Genomic DNA, 20949 nt, shown 5'->3' with positions numbered 1-20949 from the left:
CATGGCAGGTTTTGAACTCAGCGAGGAATACCAGGACCTCAGCAACACCGTCCGGGAATTCGCCGACGAAGTAGTGGCCCCGGTATCGGCCAAGCACGACGAGGAGCACAGCTTCCCCTACGAGGTGGTCAAGCAGATGGCGGAAATGGGCCTGTTCGGGCTGCCCTTCCCCGAGGAATTCGGCGGGATGGGCGGGGACTACTTCGCCCTGGCCCTCGCGCTGGAGCAGCTGGGCCGCGTGGACCAGTCGGTGGCGATCACCCTCGAAGCCGGGGTGTCCCTGGGAGCCATGCCCGTCTACCGTTTCGGCACTGAGGAGCAGAAGCAGGAGTGGCTGCCCATGCTCGCGTCCGGCCAGGCGCTCGCCGGCTTTGGCCTGACCGAGCCGGAAGCAGGATCGGATGCCGGCGGCACCAAGACCCACGCCCGGCGGGAGGGCGGCGAGTGGGTGATCAACGGCAACAAGGAGTTCATCACCAACTCCGGCACGGACATCACCCGCCTGGTCACCGTCACCGCGGTCACCGGGCAGAAGGAACGCGCGGACGGCTCCCTCCAGAAGGAAATCTCGACCATCCTGGTTCCCACTGACACACCCGGCTTCAAAGCCGAGAAGCCCTACAACAAGGTGGGCTGGAACGCCTCGGACACCCACCCGCTGACCCTGAAGGACGTCCGGGTACCGGAAGAAAACCTGCTGGGTGAGGAAGGCCGCGGATACGCCAACTTCCTGTCCATCCTGGACGAGGGCCGCATCGCCATCGCAGCCCTGGCCACGGGTGCGGCCCAGGGCTGCGTGGACCTCTCGGTCAAATACGCCAAGGAACGCAGCGCCTTTGGACACCAGATCGGCAAGTACCAGGCCATCTCGTTCAAGATCGCACGCATGGAGGCAAGGGCCCACACCGCCCGCCTGGCCTACTACGATGCGGCCTCCCGCATGCTTGCGGGGAAGCCGTTCAAGACCCAGGCGGCCATCGCTAAGATGGTCGCAGGCGAGGCGGCCATGGACAATGCGCGGGATGCCACCCAGGTGTTCGGCGGCTATGGCTTCATCAACGAGTTCACCGTGGCGCGCCACTACCGCGACTCCAAGATCCTTGAAGTGGGGGAGGGCACCACGGAGGTCCAGCTGATGCTGATCGCCCGCGAACTTGGTTTGTAGCCACCGGGTTTGTATGGACAGGGACTGTAGCCGGCCTGAAAGGATCACCGATGATTAACAAGGTTGTTGCCTCCGCGGAGGAAGCCGTGGCGGACATCCCGGACGGCGCTTCCCTGGCCGTGGGCGGTTTCGGTTTGTGCGGAATCCCGGTCACCCTCATTGACGCGCTGCACAAGGCCGGAACCTCGGAACTGGAAACGGTGAGCAACAACTGCGGCGTGGACGACTGGGGCCTGGGCATCCTGCTGCGCGACGGCCGGATCCGCCGCACCATCAGCTCCTATGTGGGCGAGAACAAGGAGTTCGCCCGGCAATACCTCGCCGGCGAACTCGAGGTGGTTCTGACGCCGCAGGGAACGCTGGCCGAAAAACTCCGCGCCGGCGGCGCCGGCATACCGGCTTTCTACACCAAAGCCGGGGTGGGCACCCAGGTGTCCGAGGGCGGCCTGCCGCAAAAGTACGACGCCGAAGGCCGGGTAGCGATCGCGTCCGCACCAAAGGAGGTGCGCTCCTTCGCCGGGGTTGACTACGTGCTGGAAGAGGCGCTGGCGCCGGACTTCGGGCTGGTCCATGCATGGAAGGGCGACCGGCACGGAAACCTGGTGTTCCATGCCACGGCCATGAACTTCAACCCGCTCTGTGCGATGGCCGGCCGTATCACCATTGCCGAGGTGGAGGAACTCGTGGAGCCGGGCGAGCTGGATCCCGAACACATCCACACCCCCGGAATCTTCGTCCAGCGGGTAGTCCTGGCCGCGAATGCCGAGAAGCGCATCGAGAAACGGACAGTTGCCCTGGCTCCGCCGGCCGGGAACGGCAGCCACGCCCACGTGTCCACCCGGAACAGCAGCAACCCGCAGGCAGGAGCGTAGCCATGGACCCGAACAGCCCCTATGCACCGCGGCCCGAAGGCGTCCGCCCCGAGTACCGCCGGGCCGCCCAGCAGCATGAGATGGCAGCAGACGGGAGCGGCGCCAATGGCTGGACCAGGAATGAACTGGCCGCCCGGGTGGCCCGCGAACTGAGCAACGGCCAGTACGTCAATCTGGGCATTGGCATGCCCACGCTGATCCCCAACTACATCCCTGACGGCGTTGAAGTGGTGCTGCACTCCGAAAACGGAATCCTCGGCGTCGGCCCCTATCCCGCGGAGGATGCTGTTGACCCGGACCTGATCAACGCGGGCAAGGAAACTGTCACGGTCAACAAGGGGGCTGCGTTCTTCGATTCCGCCACCTCCTTTGGCATGATCCGCGGCGGCCACGTGGATGTGGCCGTCCTGGGCGCCATGGAGGTGGCCCAGAACGGCGACCTCGCAAACTGGATGATTCCGGGAAAGATGGTCAAGGGAATGGGTGGGGCCATGGACCTGGTGTTCGGCGCCAAGAAGGTCATTGTGATGATGGAACACGTTGACCGGAACGGGAACCCCAAAATCGTCAAGCAGTGCTCGCTGCCAGTGACCGGCAAGGGCTGTGTGGACCGGATCATTACAGACCTGGCAGTCATCGATGTTGTAACGGATGATTCAGGCTCCCGGCTGGTGCTGAGGGAACTGGCGCCCAACGTTTCGGTGGAGGAAGTGGCCGCAGCCACCGGCGCAGAGCTTTTCGAAGAAGACCGGGAACTGACCGTATGACGGACGGTAGAGACCCAGTGGGCTCCGGTTCCAGCGCGGGGGAGCAGCGCGTCATCGAGCAGCGCGGCCTGTACTTCGATGAGCTGGAAGAAGGGGTGCTGTACGCCCACCGGCCAGGCCGCACCGTTACGGAAGCGGACAACGTCCTGTTCACCACCCTCACCATGAACACCCAGGCCCTGCACCTGGACGCGGCCTGGAGCGCCGGGCAGCCGTTCGGCCAACGGTTGGTCAACTCCATGTTCACGCTGGCCACGGTGGTGGGCCAGTCTGTGTCGCAGCTGACCCAGGGGACCATCATCGCCCAGCTTGGCCTTGCCGACGTCTCCTTCCCGCATCCGCTGTACCACGGCGACACCCTCTATACCGAGACAGTCATCAGCGGGAAGCGGCTCTCCGCATCGCGGCCGGGCCAGGGCATCGTCACCATGGAACACACCGGCCGCAACCAGGACGGCACCGTGGTGGCCCTGGCCACGCGCAGCTGCCTGATGTGGACCCGGGACGCGCACCGGCAGCAGCTTGGCGGCGAAGGGGGCACAATACCGGTATGACCTTTGTGATGGGCCCCGCCCTGCTTTTTTGCCCCGCTGACCGGCCGGAGCGCTACCAGAAAGCCGCCACCCGCGCGGACGCTGTGATCCTCGACCTCGAGGATGCCGTGGCTCCGGCGGACAAGCAACGTGCACGTGGTGCCATCCTGGCCCAGCTCGGAGCCGCCGGTGACGCGCCCGAGCTGGATCCCAGCCGGACCATTATCCGGGTCAACCCTGCAGGCACCGAGGAGTTCGAGAAGGACCTGCACTGCCTGGCCCACACGCCGTACCGCACGGTGATGCTCGCCAAGGCTGAGAGCGCCGCGCAGCTGGAAGCCCTGGCCGGGTACCAGGTCATCGCCCTGTGCGAAACGGCGGCCGGTGTCCTGAACGCTCCCGCAATTGCAGCCGCCCCGAACGTGGTGGCGCTGATGTGGGGCGCCGAGGACCTGCTGGCGTCTTTGGGCGGGACCTCCAGCAGGACGGACGACGGCGGCTACCGGGCTGTTGCGCTGCACGCACGTTCCACAGTCCTCATCGCCGCCAGGGCGTTTGGCAAGGAGGCCGTGGACGCCGTCTACACCAACATTCCGGACCTTGCCGGACTGGCCGTGGAAGCCGCCGACGCCGTCGCCTCCGGATTCAGCTCTAAGGCCTGCATCCACCCCAGCCAGGCCGCCGGGGTCCGGGAAGCGTACGCACCATCCGAAGCCGAAGTCTCCGCTGCAACAGAATTGCTGCAGGCCGCGGAAGCTGCGGGACAAGGCGTCTTCCAATACAAGGGCCAGATGGTCGACGGGCCTATCCTCAAGCACGCCGAATCCATTCTTCGGCGTAAAGGCGAGCGCGTCTAGCGCCTCCGCCCGCTGGACCCCCGCAGCGATACGGGCGGGATCGGTTCGTGGACCAGCGTCCGGACCCAACGGTTCCCCGTTTCGCGGAACTCCTTCCGCGTGGAGAACCGGTAGTGGTAGCTGCGCACGCGCACCAGGTGCGGGGCCTCGCCGTCGAACGGGTCATCCCGGAGCAGCCGCAGCGTCTGCCTGTCCGCCTCCAGCAGCTTGCCCAGGAAGGCGTAAAACCACTCCTCGTGGACTGTCCGCAACGGAAGGAACCACATCAGCCAGTCCAGCCGCAGGTGGTAGGGCGCCCACTGCCGGGGCACCCGCCTAAGGTCCCCGGGTTTGCCCTTGAAGCCGTACTCGCGCCAGTCCGAGGAGTCGTCCGGAGCGTTGTCCAGCGTGCCCTCCACGACGATCTCGATGCGCTGCTTCGTCACTGATCCGAACGCACCGTAGGTGTTGACCAGCTGCCACCGGTTGAAACTGGCGTTCATCAACTGGCGCTTCGAGAACAGGTTGCGCAGCGGCCAGTAGCTGAGGACCAGCAGCAGCAAGGTGGCGGTCAGCGTGATGGCCAGCCACCAGAGCGGGGTCTCCCGGTCCGCACCGCCGTGCCAGTCCAGTGGGATCACCGGGAACACCGCGTGGGCCACAGGATCGCTGACCGCGGCGAAGGCCAGCACTATGGCGATCCAGTTCAGCCAGGCGAAGTTTCCGCTGGCCACCAGCCATAGTTGGGTGAGGATGACGACCGCTGCTGCCACGCCGGCTACGGGCTGGGGCGCGAACAGGAAGAAGGGCACCACCAGCTGGGCGAAATGGTTGCCCAGGACTTCCACCTTGTGGAGGGGCTTGGGCAGCAGGTGCGCCTGCCGGCTCAGGGGGCCGGGCATCGGTTGTGTCTCGTGGTGGTAGTAGAGCGCGGTGAGGTCCCGCCATTCCCTGCCGCCGCGGATCTTAATCATGCCCGCGCCGAATTCGAGCCGGAACACGAGCCACACGATCAGGATCAGGATGGTGCGCGGCGGGTCAGTCTGGTCTGAACCCAGGAACGCCACCGTGAATCCCGCCTCCAGCAGGAGCATCTCCCAGCCGAAGCCGTAGAACGTCTGGCCCACATTCACGATGGACATGTAGAGCAGCCACAGCGCCAGGAAAGCAATCAACGGGACCCACGGCGGCCCCACCTGGGGGATGCCGGCCACCAGCAGGGCGGATATTGCAAGACCTGCCGCGCATACCCAGCGCAGCAGCCGGTCCGAGTAACGCCAGCGGAAAAGGGTGGGCCGGCGCAGGCGGCTGAAACCTGCCAGGTACTCCGGTACCGGCAGAAGCCCCCGCTCACCCAGCAAGGCCGGGAACTGGTTCAGGGAGGACAGGAACGCAACAAAATACAGTGCTGCCACCCCGCGCTGCAGCACTTGCCGGGCGAACTCGTATTCCGGGGCGTCAAACCAGGTGAGCCAGTCCACGCAATCCACGTTACGCCGGGCCCTCCTGTGGTCAAGGAGCATTGGGCCACGGACGGCGGGGTCAAAGAGCATGGGCCAAGGGGCGGCGGGCCACGTTTGGTGCGCGATACTTAACGGATGCAGCCACGCAAGATCGCCCTCCTCGGATCCACCGGCTCCATCGGCACCCAGGCGATTGACGTCGTCGACGGCGCCCCGCACCTTTTCGAGGTGGTGGCGCTCAGCGCCGGGGGAGGCAACCTCGAGCTCCTGGCCCGCCAGGCTGTGCACACCGGTGCCGCGGCTGTTGGGATTGCGACCGGTGATCCCCGCCGGTTGGCTGCCTTGATCGATGAGGCGGCCGCCGCAGCGGGGAAGCGTGGTTACCGGCCGGAGATCATTGCCGGGCCGGACGCGTCCACCAGGATCGCGGAGGTGGAAGCTGACGTTGTGCTCAACGGCATCACGGGATCAATCGGACTCGCGCCCACGCTCGCGGCGCTGAAATCCGGTGCCACACTCGCCCTGGCCAACAAGGAATCCCTGATCGTCGGCGGGGAACTGGTCAAGGCAGCGGCCCGCGAAGGCCAGATCGTCCCGGTGGACTCCGAGCATTCGGCCATAGCCCAATGCCTGCGTTCCGGCTCGGCAGCTGAAGTGGACAAACTGATCCTGACAGCGTCCGGCGGCCCGTTCCGCGGCCGGAACCGGGACGAACTCCACGACGTCACGCCGCAGGAGGCGCTGGCCCACCCCACGTGGGACATGGGGGTCATGGTCACCACCAACTCCGCCACCCTCGTCAACAAAGGGCTGGAAGTCATCGAGGCCCACCTGCTGTTCGACGTTCCGCTGGACCGCATCGACGTGGTGGTCCATGCCCAGTCCGTGGTGCATTCCATGGTGCAGTTCGTCGATGGATCCATCATTGCCCAGGCCTCGCCGCCGGACATGTGCCTTCCCATAGCCCTGGGCCTGGGCTGGCCGGACAGGGTTCCCCAAGCGGCCTCGGCCTGCGACTGGACCCAGGCAGCCACCTGGACCTTCGAACCCTTGGATGTTGCGGCCTTCCCTGCGGTGGACCTTGCCAAGGACGCCGCGAAACAGGGCAGCACGTTCCCGGCGGTCTTCAACGCCGCAAACGAGGAAGCCGTCACGGCGTTCCATGCGGGCCGCATCCGGTTCACGGACATCGTGGACACCATCGCAGCCGTTCTCAGCGAACACCCAGGATCCTCCGGGCTGACAGTGGAATCCGTACTGGATGCTGAGAGCTGGGCACGTGCGCGCGCCAATGAACGTTTAGCAGTCAGCAGTCTCTAGGAAGCAGTAAGCACCTCCATGACCCCCGTTCTCCTCTTTGTCCTCGGTGTCGTTTTTGTAGCCATCGGCATCGCGGCCTCCATCGCGCTCCACGAAGTGGGCCACCTCCTGCCCGCCAAGTTGTTCAAGGTCCGGGTCACCAAGTACATGATCGGCTTTGGCCCCACGCTTTGGTCACGGCGGAAAGGCGAAACCGAGTACGGCGTGAAGGCCATCCCGCTGGGTGGCTACGTGTCCATGATCGGCATGTACCCGCCCAACAAAGAGGACGGGACGGTCCGTCCTTCCAGCACCGGAATGTTCCAGACCCTGGCCACGGAAGCCCGCTCCATGGCGCACGAGGAAGTTGGCCCGGGCGACGGGAACCGGGTTTTCTACCGGCTCCCGGTGTGGAAAAAGATCATTGTGATGCTGGGCGGTCCTGCCATGAACATCGTCCTCGGCGTCATCCTGACAGCCGTACTGCTGATGGGATTCGGCTTCGCCACGGCCACCACCACCATCTCCGATGTCTCCAAGTGCCAGGTGGCAGCCGGTGAAACAGTGGACCCGGATTCGGCCGACTGCCAGCTCACCCCGGCCGCCGCTGCCGGCCTGAAACCGAACGATACCGTCACCTCCTTCGACGGCAAGACCGTCACCAGTTGGGACCAGCTGACCGAATGGATTCGTGCCTCGGCAGGCCGCGAAGTGGCCATCACCGTTGAACGGGACGGCTCGCCGGTGTCCACCACCGTGACCCCCGTGCTGTCCGCCCGGCCCATCATCGGAGTGGACGGCCGGCAGGCAACGGACGACGCCGGCAACCTCCTGTACCAGGACGTCGGCTTCCTGGGCATTGGTGCGCAGACGGAACTGGTGCCGCAGCCGGCGTCGTCCGTCCTGCCCATGGCGGGGGAGAACATCAAGCAGGTGGCAGGCGTGATCTTCAACCTCCCGGCGCGGGTGGTGGGCGTGGCCAAAGCTGCCTTCAGTGAGGAACCGCGCGACCCCAACGGCCCCATCAGCGTGGTGGGCGTGGGCAGGGTGGCCGGCGAAGTGGCCGCGATGGAGGAAATCCCCGTCCAGTCGCGCGTTGCCACGCTGACCGGACTGCTGGCCGGACTCAACTTTGCGCTGGCGGTCTTCAACCTGGTTCCGCTGTTGCCTCTCGACGGCGGCCACGTGGCGGGAGCGCTGTACGAAGGTGCCCGGCGCCAGGTGGCGAAACTGTTCGGCAAGCCTGACCCCGGAGCCTTTGATATCGCCAAACTCCTCCCGGTGACTTATGTGGTGGCAGCGTTGCTGATGGGCATGAGCGCACTCCTCATTTATGCGGACATCGTGAAGCCGGTAAACCTCTTCGGCTGATCTTCGTGGCAAGGTAAACGCCCCACGACTGACTTCTCCATATCAGCCAATATTGGCTGATATCAAATAATCAGCTATTTGTGATTGATTATTGCGGATCAGCTGCATACGGTTAGGACATGTACGTTCTGACCATTGACCAGCGGGGGAGCACTTCGGACGTCGACCGCGTACCGGAGCTGATAGCCGAGCTGCGGAGGCTCACCCCCGCACGGTTTGAGCGTTCCGTGGGCGACGAACTCCAGGGCGTGGTGGACCGGCCCGATGAGGTGGTGGACGTGGCCCTGCATGCCCTCCGGTCCGGGTACTGGTACGTGGGGATTGGCATCGGTATGGTGCAGGTCGCTCCGGGAGGCAGCCCCCGCGAAGGGTCCGGAAGCGGATTTGTGGCCGCGCGAAAAGCCGTGGAACTGGCGAAGACTGCTGCAGGCCAGGTGCCGCTGTCAGTGGTGGCGGGGATGATGGGCCGTGGCAAGGAAATCCCGGACCACACCAAGGAGGGTGCCATGGCAGGTGCCAACGCCCAGGCAGTACTCCGGTTGATCGGACGCCTTGTGCAGGAACGTACGGAGGCCCAGTGGCGCGTCGTGGACCGCCTCCGCGCCGTGCAGGCCGGCGATGGCAAGCACGGCAGCCAGAAACAGGTTGCCAAGGAGCTGGGGATAACGGAGCAATCGGTGAGCCGTGCCGTCCTCCGCTCCGGCTGGCAGGAAGAATGGGCAGCCAGGCCGGCAGCAGCCATGCTCCTGGAATACGCGCGGAGCCGGATTGCCGATGCCACGGCTGCTCCGCCTGAAACTGCACTGCCTGAAACTGCACTGCCTGAAACTGCACCGCCTGTAACTGCACCGCCCGGAACGACCCCGCCCCGGAACGAAGGAGACACGTGACCGCCGTCTGGATAACCGCCGCCCTGCTGGTGGCAGGCTTCGCCGGCTGGCCTGTGACGGCCCTGGTGTTCAGGCTCGCCCGGACCATCGATGATAAGGCGGATGCCGCCAAAGCGGCAGAGGAAGCCCGGAGGGCAGCGGAGGATCCTGCTGCAGACGTCACTGTTGATCCCAGCCACGCCGAAAACCAAAGTGTGGACGGTGAGCTGACGGCGCCACCGGACGTCCCGCCGTCGGCCGGCTCTGCTTCCGGGCCGCCGGCGCCAACCCAGCGCATCCTGCGTGGCGGCGCGATCATCGGAATCCTGGAAAGGCTCGGGGTTTGCCTGGCAATCCTGACCGGGCAGCCGGTGGCCATCGCCTACATTGTGGCCATCAAGGGCCTGGGCAGGTTTGCGGAGCTCAAGGAAACGCCGGTCGCGGCAGAGCGCTTCATCATTGGAACCCTAACCTCCATGCTCTGGGCGGCCGGAACAGCAGCAGCCGTCAAAGTCCTGTTCCTGTCCTAGGATCCCGTCGCCCGGGACACGTGTACTGGTGAGACATGTCCTGGGAACACTTGTCTTGTGATCCAGGCTGGTGCGGAGGTGGGACGGCAACCATCCGGCTGTCCGGATACGTGCAACGGCAGGCAGGGCGATAGGGTAGCCGTATGACAGTTTTTGCCGTTGAGTACGTTTACGCCGCCGATTCCACCGAAGCCCGCAGTGAAGCCCGTCCGGCGCACCGCGAATGGACCGCCGGCCTGGCGCAGGACGGTGCCATCCTGGCAAGCGGGCCTTACGGTGACGGGGCGGGAGCGCTGCTGATCTTCAAGGCCGCCGACGAGGCCGCCCTGAACTCGATCCTCAAGCAGGACCCCTTTGCGGCCGCCGGAGTTATCGCCGGAACGCGCATCACCGAATGGTCTCCCATCACCGGCATGCTGGCCGGTCTCACCGCCTAGCCGCCCACTTTTCAAACTTTTAGGAGTCCACGTGACCTCGGTCAGCCTGGGAATGCCTGCGGCACCGCCGCCCGTCCTTGCCCCCCGCCGGAAGACCCGCCAGATCAAGGTCGGTTCTGTGGGGGTGGGTTCTGATTTCCCCATCAGCGTGCAGTCCATGACCACCACGCCCACCACCGACATCAACGCCACCCTGCAGCAGATCGCGGAACTCACCGCCTCCGGTTGCGACATCGTGCGCGTCGCCTGCCCCTCAGCCGATGACGCCGAAGCGCTGCCCATCATCGCCAAGAAGTCCCAGATCCCGGTGATCGCGGACATCCACTTCCAGCCGAAATATGTCTTCGCTGCCATCGAAGCGGGCTGCGCCGCGGTGCGTGTGAACCCCGGGAATATCCGTAAGTTTGATGACCAGGTCAAGGAGATCGCGGCGGCCGCCCGCGATCACGGCACCTCCATCCGTATCGGGGTGAACGCAGGCTCGCTGGAGCCCGGCATCCTGAAGAAATACGGCAAGGCCACGCCTGAAGCGCTGGTGGAGTCCGCTGTGTGGGAAGCATCCCTGTTCGAGGAGCACGGCTTCCACGACTTCAAGATCTCCGTAAAGCACAACGACCCCGTGATTATGGTGGCGGCGTACGAGATGCTGGCGGAGAAGGGCGACTGGCCGCTTCACCTCGGCGTGACCGAGGCCGGGCCAGCGTTCCAGGGAACCATCAAATCGGCCACGGCCTTCGGGGCGCTCCTGTCCCGCGGCATCGGCGACACCATCCGGGTTTCGCTCTCCGCCCCGCCAGTGGAGGAAATCAAGGTGGGGAACCAGATTCTCCAGTCCCTCAACCTGCGCCCCCGGAAACTGGAGATTGTCTCCTGTCCGTCCTGCGGCCGCGCGCAGGTGGACGTGTACACGCTTGCCGAGCAGGTGACTGCAGGCCTGGAAGGCATGGAGATCCCGCTGCGCGTGGCCGTGATGGGCTGCGTGGTAAACGGTCCCGGTGAAGCCCGCGAGGCAGATCTTGGCGTTGCTTCCGGCAACGGCAAGGGCCAGATCTTTGTGAAGGGTGAAGTCATCAAGACTGTGCCCGAGAGTCAAATTGTTGAGACACTGATCGAAGAGGCCATGCGTATCGCGGAAGAGATGGGGGAGGCCGATGGCGAAGATGCTGTCAAGGGTAGCCCCGTGGTTAGCGTCTCGTAAGGACGTCCCCGACCCCCCGGGACTTTCCGTCCGCACCCTGGACGGCACGGATACTGCTGCGCTCCGGATGCTGGCGCAGCAGGATCCGGTCACCAACGTCTTTATCCTCGCGCATTTGCGTGCCGCCGGCACTGCCGCACCCACCAGCGGCGGCGCCGGCGTGATCGGTGTTTTCGACGACGGCATCCTGGTGGGTGCGTGCTGGGCAGGGGCAAACCTGGTTCCGGTCCAGCTGGACCCGGAGTTGGCAGGGGTGGTCGCGGAAGTGGCCAACACATCCGGCCGCCGCTATGCCTCGGCCTTTGGCCCGGCCGAGGCGGTCCTGGCGCTGCACGCGGAACTCCTCGCACGCGGCCACCGGGCCCACGAAGTCCGCGCGGAACAGCCCCTCATGACCATCGAGGGGCCGCCGGCGATCAAGCCAAATCCCGGCCTTGAACCGGGAAACCTTGCGGACTTTGACCGCATCCTGCCTGCCTGCGCCGCAATGTTCGAGGAAGAAGTGGGATATTCGCCCTTCCTGGGCGGCCGGGAGTTCTATAGCCGGCGGGTGGAAGGGCTCATCCGCCAAGGGCATTCCCTGGTCCACCTGAACCACGCCCGCGAGGTGGTGTTCAAGGCCGAACTGGGCGCCGTCACGGCCGAGGTCACCCAGATCCAAGGCGTCTGGATGAACCCGCTGTACCGCGGCCAGGGCTTGAGCGCCGGGTACATGGCCGCCGTCGTTGAGCACGCGCGGAGAGTCGCACCCATTACCAGCCTCTACGTCAATGGCTTCAACCTGCGGGCACGAGCCACCTACGAGCGGGTCGGCTTCCGCCAGGTGGGCACATTCGCTACTGTTCTTTTCTAGCGGGCGGTTGCTTGCAGATAAGTCATTGGGGGAACACATGAAGACATCCGTGCTGCGCGCGTTCGGGGCTGCCATCATTCTCGGCACGGCAATCTCAGCCTGCGCCGGCCCTGCCGAACCCCAGGCCAGCGCACCGCCGTCCAGTGCACCGCCCGCATCGGAAAGCCTGAAAACCGGCAGCACGCCACCTGCCACAACGCCCGCAGCCACGCCTACTCCCGCCGCCAAGGCCTACACGTCCACGGAGCTCGCCGGAATCCTCCAGCAGCTCGAGGACTCCGAAGGCCGGAAACTTTCAGTCCTGGCGGGCAGCGACCTTACCGACATCCTGGACCAGACCAGGGCTTTGATCGCCGCCATCGAAGTCTCCCCGGCCGAATGCAAGGAGTTGGCCGTGTCCAGCACTGTGCCCCAGATGGGCAATGCTGCAATGGCGCTGGGTCAAAGCACGGATCCGGCCACCGGCGCGGCCACCGCGGTGTCTCTTACCTCAGGCCTGGATGAGGCCGCTCTCGCAGGGGTCGCCAATCAACCGGTTCAGCTGGGACAGTGCGCCAACATGACCATGAAAGCGTCAGGGGTGGACGTCGCGGTTTCCATCACGCCCATGGATGGCGTGGGAGGAATGTCCAATACCGTCGCCTACAGGACTGACACCCAGCTTCCCGATGGCCGCGTGCAGTCCATGATCACCGCCCTGGCCGTTGAGCGCGGGGTGCTGCTCAGCGCCGTCGCGTCAGGCGGTGAAAGCGAGGCCGATGCTGCGTGGCGTGCCGGCGCTCTGCTGGATACCGCTGCCGCACTTGTCGAATAAGCCTGCCGAAGTAAGTTGGCCCGTTAAGTGAGTTCGCCCGTCAGGTACCGCTGCACGTTGGGGGCGACGAGCCTGACGAGGTCCTCCGGTGCGGCCGAGGCGAGGGGTTCCAGCCGCACCACGTAGCGGACCATCATGAGTCCCACCATCTGTGTGGCCACCAGATCTCCGCGCAAGGCAACTTCCTGGGGCGGTCCCGGCACCCCCGCCATGATCCGGCCAAGGACAGTCCGCGTCACCAGCTCCCGGAGGAGCGCCGTCCGGGCCTTCGAGCCTAGTGTGCCCCGCACGAAGGCCACAAGGCTTGGCTGCGCCGGACTTTCCCAGAGGCGAAGGACGGCGCGGACGATCAACTCGGCGCGCTGTTCGGGGCGGGCGGACGAAACTCCGGCCAGTACCTCTTCCGGATCGGCCGGGAGTTCCACACTCAGGGCGAACAGCTCATCCTTGCCGGTGAAGAAATGGTGCACCATAGCAGGATCCACACCCGCCGCACGGGCCACCTGCCGCAGGCTGGTGCCTTCGAAACCGTGTTCTGCGAACAGCCGACGGGCACTGTCCAGGATTCGTTCCCTGGACACCGTTGATCCGCCGCGCCGCCCCCGCCTTGCCGGCGGGGGATCACCGGGAGTGCCTTGCCGCACGGAATGACCGTCCGGCCGGGCGTTCCCCCCGGACAAGGCGTTCCCCTCAGGTTCGGCGTTCCCCTCAGGCAGGGTCATGCAGTCCGCCTCCGCAGCGTCAGGGAGGCCAGCACCAGCACTCCCAGCACGATGGCTCCCATGATGGCCGCGTCCTGCCACATCTGTTCGGTGGCCTCGGGATTGGCGGCAATCTCCTGCAGGGCGTCCACGGAGAACGTGAGGGGAAGAACATTCGAGATCGACTCGAGGGCATCGTTCATGCGGTCCCGCGCCACGAACAGTCCGCACAGGAGGATTTGCGGTACCACCACCACCGGCATGAACTGGACGGCCTGGAACTCGGTCCGGGCAAACGCCGAACACAGCAGGCCAAGGGCCACGCCCAGGACGGCGTTGATCACGGCGATGAGGACCACGAAGCCGGGCGGGCCCTCGATATCGAGATCGAATACCCAGTACGCCACCGCAGTAGCCACCAATGACTGCAGGGCGGCCATGATGGAAAACGCCAGGCCGTAGCCAAAGAGCAGGTCCGCCTTATGGACAGGAGTGGTGAGCAGCCGCTCCAGCGTTCCCGAGGTCCGCTCACGCAGCATGGTGATGGAGGTGACCAGGAACATCACCACAAACGGGAAAATGGCGAGCATCATCAGCCCCACGCGGTCGAAAGTGCGCGGCGCCCCGGGCGGCAGGGCCTCATTCTCGAAGAGGAAGTAGACGGCCGTGAGCAGCAATGCCGGGACCACCAGGATCAAGGCGATGCTGCGGCGGTCATGCCGCAGCTGCTCCAGCACCCGGCGGGTAGTTGCGAGCATCATCAGGATGTCCATTACCGTACGCTCCCGTCCTGTGCTGCCCGGTCCAGTGCTGTCCGGTCTTGTGCTGCCCCGTCCTCGGCAGCGGGACCGGCATCTTCCCCCGCTTCCTGGATGATGTGCAGGAACGCCTTTTCAAGGTCAGCGCTGTGCCCGCGCCGGCTCAGTTCCGCCGGCGTCAGCTGGGCAAGGAGCCGGCCTTCCCGCAGGAGGAGCAGGGACTCGCAGTGGCTGGCTTCCTCCATGACATGGCTTGATACAAGCAAGGTGGTCCCTTGGGCGGCCATGGCGCGGAACCGGCCCCAGAGGTCCGCGCGGAGCACTGGGTCCAGTCCAACGGTCGGCTCGTCCAGCACCAGGAGGCGCGGACGGGCCACCAGTGCGCAGGCGAGGGATACCCGGCTGAGCTGGCCGCCGGACAGGTCCGCGGTCTTCTGCCGCGCCTGGCGTTCAAGTCCGACGGCGGCAATCGCCTCCGCTGCCTCGGCCGCCCCTTGGCGGTGCATGGCACCGAAGTAGCGTACGTTGCCTTCCACGGTGAGGTCAGGGTAGACGCTGGGGGACTGGGTCACGTACCCCACCTGGTGCCGCAGGGCACTGCTGCCGGGCGGCAGCCCCAGGACCCGCACCGACCCGGACGTGATGCGCTGCGCCCCGACGATGGCGCGCATCAGCGTGGTTTTTCCGCTTCCGGAGGGACCCAGCAGGCCGGTGATTTGTCCGGCCGGAATGGCGAAGTCCAGTTCCCGAAGGACGGGAACACTTCGGCGCACAACCGTCAGGCCGCCGGCCGCCACCGCCTCGCCGTCGTCCGCATCCGCATCCGCCAAATTGTGTACTGCCGAACGTGACATGTCCGCCTCCGCTGAAGGGCAGGTGCCGGGCCGGAAGGCCAATAATTCATCACCTGATGAATTAAATCTAAGCCCGGCTTTGCGGGTAATCAACAGCCTTGAATGGAAAAGCACTTGATAAATGTGGGCGCCATCACTTAGGTTCGAACTAGCTGCGCTGGAGTGGCGTGGGCGGTCTCACCAGTCCTCACCAGTACTTAGGCGATAACGGCGTTGAGCCACGCCCGGATGCAATGACCAGCCTCGAGGGGGGCCAGGGGCTTTGTATTTCCGGGCGTGGCTCTACTGTCTCCGCCGTGGCCAGGTCTTCGGCCAGGGCACAGGGTCTGCCGGGGGAGTCGGGGCCAGGTGTCCAGTGCCGGTAGATTAGTACCCAGACGAATTTGTCCGGCCCCTGCTGATCCAGCACTTCCCCAGAAACGGATATCCACCCGTGGTTACAAGACTGTCCCAGCTTTTCCTGCGCACGCTGCGTGAAGATCCCGTCGACGCCGAGGTGGCCAGCCACCGGCTCCTGGTCCGTGCGGGCTACATCCGCCGTGCCGCTCCCGGGATCTACACCTGGCTCCCGCTGGGGCTCAGCGTCCTGCGCAAAGTCGAGGCCATCATCCGGGAGGAAATGGCGAACATCGGCGCCCAGGAAGTCCACTTCCCTGCGCTCCTGCCGCGTGAACCCTATGAGGCCACCAACCGCTGGACCGAATACGGTGAAGGACTGTTCCGCCTCCAGGACCGCAAGGGCGCGGACTACCTGCTGGCCCCCACGCATGAGGAAATGTTCACGCTGCTGGTCAAGGACCTCTACTCCTCGTACAAGGACCTCCCGCTGAGCCTGTACCAGATCCAGAACAAGTACCGCGATGAGGCGCGCCCCCGGGCAGGCCTGCTGCGCGGCCGCGAATTCATCATGAAGGACTCCTACTCCTTCGATGTGGACGACGCCGGCCTGGACGCCAGCTACGCCGCCCACCGCGGCGCCTACCTGCGGATCTTCGAGCGCCTCGGCCTGGAAGTCATCCCGGTCACGGCCACTGCCGGTGCCATGGGCGGGTCCAAGAGCGAAGAGTTCCTGCACCCCACGGATATCGGCGAGGACACCTTCGTCCGGTCCGCCGGCGGCTACGCTGCCAACGTTGAGGCCGTGACCACCGTGGTCCCGGCGGACATCGACTACACCGGCGCCCCGGCTGCCGAGGTGCTGGACACCCCTGACACTCCCACCATCGAAACGCTGGTGGCCGCCGCCAATCAGATAGCCCCCCGCTCGGAGGCTGACGGCGGCGCCTGGACCGGTGCGGACACGCTGAAGAATGTTGTCCTAGCCGTGACCCTGCCCACCGGGGAACGCCAGCTTGTGGTGATCGGCCTGCCCGGCGACCGCGGGGTGGACCTGAAGCGCGTCGAAGCGAACATCGGATCCTTCCTGCCCATCGCCGGCGAGATCGGACTGGAGGCCGCGAACGACGATGACCTCAAGAAGCAGCCGCTGATCGTCAAGGGCTACCTTGGGCCCGGCCTGACGCTCGAGGAACCTCTGCTGGGCACTGAAAGCGCCACGAAGCTGGTGTACCTGGTGGATCCCCGCGTCGTCAGCGGCACCGCCTGGATTACCGGCGCCAATGAAGCCGGTAAGCACGTATTCGGGCTCGTTGCGGGCCGGGACTTCACCTGGGACGGCGTCATCGAATGCACCGACGTCCGCGAAGGCGATCCCGCCCCGGACGGCTCCGGGCCGCTTGAAACGGCCCGCGGCATCGAAATGGGCCATATCTTCCAGCTGGGCCGGAAGTACGCCGAAGCCCTGGAACTGAAGGTCCTGGACCAGAACGGCAAGCAGGTCACCGTGACCATGGGTTCCTACGGTGTGGGCGTCACCCGCGCCGTGGCGGCCTTGGCCGAATCCAACCATGACGCCAAAGGCCTGGTCTGGCCACGGGCCGTGGCACCCGCTGACGTCCACGTGGTGGCCGTGGGCAAGGGCGAGGACATCTTCGCCACCGCAGAGCAGCTGGCAGCGGACCTGGAAGCCGCAGGCCTCGATGTCCTGCTTGACGACCGGCCCAAGGTCTCGCCGGGCGTCAAGTTCGGCGACGCCGAACTTGTGGGCGTCCCCACGATCCTCGCCGTCGGCCGCGGCCTGGTGGACGGCGTGGTGGAGATCAAGGACCGCCGCAGCGGCGAAGCCGAGAACATAGCCGTGGACAAGGCCGTTGACTACGTGGTCAACGCCGTCCGCGCCTCCTGATCCCCGGGCGTGCTCCCCGGGCTTGAATCCATCGAGCTGACAACGCTGGTCCTGATCGTGGTGGCCGGTTTCGCTGCCGGCTGGGTGGATGCCGTGGTGGGCGGGGGCGGGCTGATCCAGCTCCCGGCCCTGCTGCTGGTGCCGGGCATTACGCCCGTCCAGGCGCTGGCAACAAACAAGATGGGGTCCATCTTTGGTACTGCCACCAGCGCCGTTACGTACTATCGGCGGGTGGGGCCGGACCTCCGGACGGCCTTGCCGATGGCCGTTATTGCCCTGGCGGGAAGCTTCGGCGGCGCAGTGCTGGCCGCCAACCTGCCGTCCAGCGTGTTCAAACCCATCATTGTTGCCGCGCTCGTGGCGGTGGCACTCTTCACGGCGTTGAAACCGGATGCCGGCCACATCACGGCGCTGCGGCACGACGGCCATAAACACTACGTGGTGGCTTGCCTGATCGGTGCCGTGATCGGCTTCTACGACGGCCTGATCGGTCCGGGTACCGGATCCTTCCTGGTCATCGCCCTGGTCTCGGCGATGGGGTACGCGTTCCTGGAAGCCAGTGCCAAGGCCAAGATCGTGAACATGGCAACCAACGCGGGGGCCTTGCTGTTCTTCCTGCCGCACGGGTCCATCCTGTGGGCGCTGGGCCTGCTGCTGGGCGCTGCCAATATGGCCGGCGGATATCTCGGGGCACGGACAGCGGTGGCGCAGGGCAGCAAATTTGTCCGCGTGGTCTTCCTGGTGGTGGTGGCTGCGCTGATCGTTAAGCTCGGCTATGACGTCTGGCAGGAAAACTTCGCCGGACAAGGGTAGGACAAGGCTCTCGTGGCTGTCGGGAGCCGGGCGTAGCATGCAGATATGCCCAATGGTGACGATGAGTACTCCAGTGCTTTATCCGCAGCGGCGGGCCATGCCGCGGCATGGCTTCGAAGCCTTCCAGACCGTCACGTCGGCCCCCTCCTACCGGCCCACGACCTGACCGGGGCGTTCGGCGGACCGTTGCCAACCTCGGGCATGCCCGCAGCCGACGTCGTGGACCTCCTTGCCCGGACAGCCGAACCCGGGCTCATGGCCATGCCCTCAGGCCGCTTCTTCGGCTGGGTCATCGGCGGAACCCTGCCCTCTGCGCTTGCTGCAGACTGGCTGGTCAGCGCCTGGGACCAGAACGCCGGCCTCCGCTACGCTACCCCCGCGATGGCAGCCATTGAGGAAAGTGCCGGCACCTGGCTGCTGGAGCTGCTGGGGCTTCCGGCAGGGTCCGACGTCGGATTTGTCACCGGCGCGACGATGGCCAACTTCACCGGGATGGCAGCGGGGCGGTGGCGGCTCCTCGCCGATGCCGGCTGGGACCTGGACCGTGACGGGCTCAGCGGTGCACCCCGGATCCGGTGTTTCGTTGGCAGGGAGCGGCACGACACCGTGGACCTCGGCCTCCGGTACCTGGGGCTCGGCAGGCCGGTGGTGGTGGACGCAGACCCCCAGGGACGATTGATCCCAGCAGCATTGGAAGCTGCGCTGTCTGAAGGGACGGGGCCGGCTCTCGTGTGCCTGCAGGCAGGGAACCTCCATTCCGGCGCTTTTGACCCCTTCCCCGAAGCCATCCGCATTGCCCGGCAGCACGGGGCCTGGGTCCACGTCGACGGCGCTTTCGGCCTATGGGCGGCGGCAGCGCCGGAGCTTCGCCATCTGACCCGCGGGTACGAGGACGCCGATTCGTGGGGGACCGATGCGCACAAGACCCTGAACGTGCCGTACGACTGCGGCATTGCCGTCGTCCGGGACGCGTCAGCCCTCCGGTCCGCGATGGGCCTGCACACGAGCTACCTGATCCATGACGCTGAAGGGCCCGGAGACCCGTTCGATAAAGTCCCGGAGTTGTCCCGCCGCGCCCGTGGCGTGCCGGTCTGGGCGGCACTGAAGAGCCTTGGCCGCGACGGCGTGGCAGCCCAGGTGCAGGGGCTGGCGGCTGCCGCGTCGGAGATCGCGGCGGGGCTGGGAGCCCTGGACGGCGTGGAGGTGCTGAACGACGTCGAGTACACCCAGGTGAGCGTGGCGTTCGGCGATGATGCCACCACCCGCGCGGTGACGGCGCGCATTATCGAGGACGGAAAAGTGTGGATGTCCGGCTCCCGCTGGCGGGACCGGGACATCCTGCGTGTTTCCGTGAGCAACTGGCAGACGGCGGAAGAAGAGGTGGCCACTGCCGTTGCTGCGGTCGGATCCGCCGTTGCCGCAGTCCGCAGTGCCTGACCACTGGCACGCTTGACCACGGTACGTCCTTAGCGGGCGCCCCTTTACCGGGCGCCTACCGCTTCGCCGGGCTCCGGCAGGCGGTGGGCCGGAGGCAGCCCGTCCAGGGTCCTGCCGGCGAGGGTGCTGGCCACCCAGAGGGAGCGGGCCAGGTCCCCGCGATGATCCGGTTTGCCTGCATACCCCAGGGCATTGGCCACCTCCCGGGCAATTCCCCACTGCCTGGCTGCCTCGGGGTCCAGGCCCGCCGCGGAGCTGAACCCGGCGCAACGGCGTCGCAGGCCGGCCGCAGGGTTGTCCAACGGCAGATCCGACAGGCGGTTCCACAACAGCGGTGCCACGGCGAACTCGGGATCCCCGATCATCGGCTGGGGGTCGATGGCGGCGTAACCCTCCGCCGTCGGAAGCACCTGCCGGCCAGGGTCAGCCGGACGGGCGAGGATGTTGAGGTAATGCAGGTCGGTATGGACGAGGACGTCGCGGGCGGACCGCCGTCCCACCGCACCCCGGGTCTGGCACACCTCCAGGGCGGCCTCGAGGAGCCACCGGGGGAACGGCCGTCCCAGCTGTTCCCAGTCCGCGGGCAGGTCATCGCTCCACTGCTCCGCGCGGGCGGCGATGTGCTCGAACTCAAACCACTGCGGCCGGTCGTCGGGGGTGACGCTCAGCTGCCGCACCAGGCCGCCCCATACCACCACCGCGTCCTCCATGGGCACGGTGGCGAGCGAGCGTTCGCCGTCGAGCCGTTCCAGGAGCATGGCGCAGGTGCCGGCGTGGGAGGCGAGCAGTGCTACCGCGCCGTGGCCCTGCCAGAGGGCCAGGGCGTGCCGCTCAACCCGTGCTTCGTCGTGCGGGAAGGCGATTTTGAGGGCTGCCGGGGTGCCGTCCTGCTGCCGCACCGGGATCACGATGCCGCCATGGCCGTTCCAGGGCAGGGCGCCGGGACGCAGGTCCGGGGCCAGCTCCCAGTTGTCCAGGCGGCCCTGGATGAGGTCCGGCAGGGAAGCGAGCCAGGCGCGTCCGGCACTGCTGCGGGTGTAGCGGGCAGTGAGGTCCGGAGGGATGGGTACTACCGCTGGCTGGCTCATCAGTTCCAGCCTAAGTCCACTGGTGCGGCACGTACCGCAGATACCC

Annotated in this window: 21 protein-coding genes; 16 read left to right on the top strand and 5 right to left on the bottom strand. The window is 66.1% G+C overall.

The features are described from left to right. Window position 1: 1 nt before the first annotated feature. From QRN11_RS15800 to QRN11_RS15780, 5 genes are read left to right on the top strand one after another with little or no spacing between them, the layout of a single operon-like run. A complete protein-coding gene (locus QRN11_RS15800; protein ID WP_285313529.1) occupies window positions 2–1165 on the top strand; it encodes an acyl-CoA dehydrogenase family protein in 1164 nt (387 codons plus the stop codon). Window positions 1166–1215: 50 nt separating this feature from the next. After that, window positions 1216–2037, top strand: a complete 822-nt coding sequence (locus QRN11_RS15795; protein WP_142062965.1) for a CoA transferase subunit A — start codon at window positions 1216–1218, stop codon at window positions 2035–2037. 2 nt (window positions 2038–2039) lie between these two features. Further along, window positions 2040–2804 (top strand): CoA transferase subunit B, encoded by a 765-nt coding sequence (locus QRN11_RS15790; protein WP_142062968.1) that lies wholly within the window; start codon window positions 2040–2042, stop codon window positions 2802–2804. Continuing rightward, a complete protein-coding gene (locus QRN11_RS15785; protein ID WP_142062971.1) occupies window positions 2801–3358 on the top strand; it encodes a MaoC family dehydratase in 558 nt (185 codons plus the stop codon). The genes QRN11_RS15790 and QRN11_RS15785 overlap by 4 nt, the downstream gene beginning before the upstream one ends. Then, the gene (locus QRN11_RS15780; protein ID WP_285313527.1) at window positions 3355–4194 is read left to right on the top strand and encodes an HpcH/HpaI aldolase/citrate lyase family protein; all 840 of its coding nucleotides are present in this window, start codon (window positions 3355–3357) and stop codon (window positions 4192–4194) included. Before QRN11_RS15785 ends, QRN11_RS15780 begins: the two co-directional genes overlap by 4 nt. Here QRN11_RS15780 and QRN11_RS15775 read toward each other — a convergent pair. Beyond that, window positions 4191–5654: a lipase maturation factor family protein gene (locus QRN11_RS15775; RefSeq protein WP_285313526.1), complete on the bottom strand. Its 1464-nt coding sequence runs from the start codon at window positions 5652–5654 to the stop codon at window positions 4191–4193. The genes QRN11_RS15780 and QRN11_RS15775 overlap by 4 nt on opposite strands. A gap of 117 nt (window positions 5655–5771) precedes the next feature. On the opposite strand from QRN11_RS15775, the gene dxr reads away from it, so the two are divergent. From dxr to QRN11_RS15735, 8 genes are all read left to right on the top strand, one after another. Further along, complete coding sequence (dxr, locus tag QRN11_RS15770; protein ID WP_142062980.1) at window positions 5772–6956, top strand: 1-deoxy-D-xylulose-5-phosphate reductoisomerase; 1185 nt, start codon at window positions 5772–5774, stop codon at window positions 6954–6956. Window positions 6957–6974: 18 nt separating this feature from the next. Further along, window positions 6975–8306, top strand: a complete 1332-nt coding sequence (locus tag QRN11_RS15765) for a M50 family metallopeptidase (RefSeq protein ID WP_142062983.1) — start codon at window positions 6975–6977, stop codon at window positions 8304–8306. Between the two features lie 119 nt (window positions 8307–8425). Then, window positions 8426–9196 carry a MarR family transcriptional regulator gene (locus tag QRN11_RS15760; RefSeq protein WP_285313525.1) on the top strand — a complete coding sequence of 257 codons (771 nt, stop codon included), beginning with the start codon at window positions 8426–8428 and terminating at the stop codon, window positions 9194–9196. Continuing rightward, window positions 9193–9705, top strand: a complete 513-nt coding sequence (locus QRN11_RS15755; RefSeq protein ID WP_142062987.1) for a hypothetical protein — start codon at window positions 9193–9195, stop codon at window positions 9703–9705. Before QRN11_RS15760 ends, QRN11_RS15755 begins: the two co-directional genes overlap by 4 nt. A 143-nt stretch (window positions 9706–9848) precedes the next feature. After that, window positions 9849–10142: a YciI family protein gene (locus QRN11_RS15750; RefSeq protein ID WP_091418170.1), complete on the top strand. Its 294-nt coding sequence runs from the start codon at window positions 9849–9851 to the stop codon at window positions 10140–10142. 31 nt (window positions 10143–10173) lie between these two features. Next, on the top strand, window positions 10174–11340 hold the full coding sequence (gene ispG, locus QRN11_RS15745) for a flavodoxin-dependent (E)-4-hydroxy-3-methylbut-2-enyl-diphosphate synthase (RefSeq protein ID WP_091418168.1): 1167 nt from the start codon (window positions 10174–10176) through the stop codon (window positions 11338–11340). Beyond that, entirely contained in the window at window positions 11303–12193 is an 891-nt protein-coding gene (locus tag QRN11_RS15740) for a GNAT family N-acetyltransferase (RefSeq protein ID WP_142063024.1), read from the top strand. Before ispG ends, QRN11_RS15740 begins: the two co-directional genes overlap by 38 nt. 37 nt (window positions 12194–12230) lie before the next feature. Beyond that, window positions 12231–13007, top strand: coding sequence for a hypothetical protein (locus tag QRN11_RS15735; protein WP_142062990.1), 777 nt, complete (start codon window positions 12231–12233; stop codon window positions 13005–13007). A gap of 23 nt (window positions 13008–13030) precedes the next feature. Here QRN11_RS15735 and QRN11_RS15730 read toward each other — a convergent pair whose 3' ends face one another. The 3 genes from QRN11_RS15730 to QRN11_RS15720 form a co-directional block, all read right to left on the bottom strand. After that, on the bottom strand, window positions 13031–13588 hold the full coding sequence (locus tag QRN11_RS15730) for a TetR/AcrR family transcriptional regulator (RefSeq protein ID WP_285313523.1): 558 nt from the start codon (window positions 13586–13588) through the stop codon (window positions 13031–13033). A 137-nt stretch (window positions 13589–13725) separates the two neighbouring features. Next, complete coding sequence (locus QRN11_RS15725; protein ID WP_142063027.1) at window positions 13726–14469, bottom strand: ABC transporter permease; 744 nt, start codon at window positions 14467–14469, stop codon at window positions 13726–13728. 11 nt (window positions 14470–14480) lie between these two features. After that, a complete protein-coding gene (locus QRN11_RS15720; protein ID WP_285313522.1) occupies window positions 14481–15320 on the bottom strand; it encodes an ABC transporter ATP-binding protein in 840 nt (279 codons plus the stop codon). Between the two features lie 433 nt (window positions 15321–15753). On the opposite strand from QRN11_RS15720, the gene QRN11_RS15715 reads away from it, so the two are divergent. Genes QRN11_RS15715 through QRN11_RS15705 form a run of 3 tightly spaced genes read left to right on the top strand, consistent with a single transcriptional unit; the run spans window position 15754 to window position 19815 of the window. Beyond that, window positions 15754–17565, top strand: a complete 1812-nt coding sequence (locus tag QRN11_RS15715) for a proline--tRNA ligase (protein WP_285313521.1) — start codon at window positions 15754–15756, stop codon at window positions 17563–17565. A 9-nt stretch (window positions 17566–17574) separates the two neighbouring features. Further along, window positions 17575–18378: a sulfite exporter TauE/SafE family protein gene (locus QRN11_RS15710; RefSeq protein ID WP_285313520.1), complete on the top strand. Its 804-nt coding sequence runs from the start codon at window positions 17575–17577 to the stop codon at window positions 18376–18378. Between the two features lie 45 nt (window positions 18379–18423). Then, window positions 18424–19815, top strand: coding sequence for a pyridoxal phosphate-dependent decarboxylase family protein (locus tag QRN11_RS15705; RefSeq protein ID WP_285313518.1), 1392 nt, complete (start codon window positions 18424–18426; stop codon window positions 19813–19815). Between the two features lie 44 nt (window positions 19816–19859). Here QRN11_RS15705 and QRN11_RS15700 read toward each other — a convergent pair whose 3' ends face one another. After that, window positions 19860–20903 (bottom strand): aminoglycoside phosphotransferase family protein, encoded by a 1044-nt coding sequence (locus QRN11_RS15700; protein ID WP_285313516.1) that lies wholly within the window; start codon window positions 20901–20903, stop codon window positions 19860–19862. Window positions 20904–20949 lie beyond the last annotated feature (46 nt).

The organism is Pseudarthrobacter sp. fls2-241-R2A-168, from assembly GCF_030209335.1.
In the GTDB taxonomy this organism is placed as follows: Bacteria; Actinomycetota; Actinomycetes; order Actinomycetales; family Micrococcaceae; genus Arthrobacter.
This window is presented reverse-complemented; position numbering and strand designations above follow the sequence as displayed.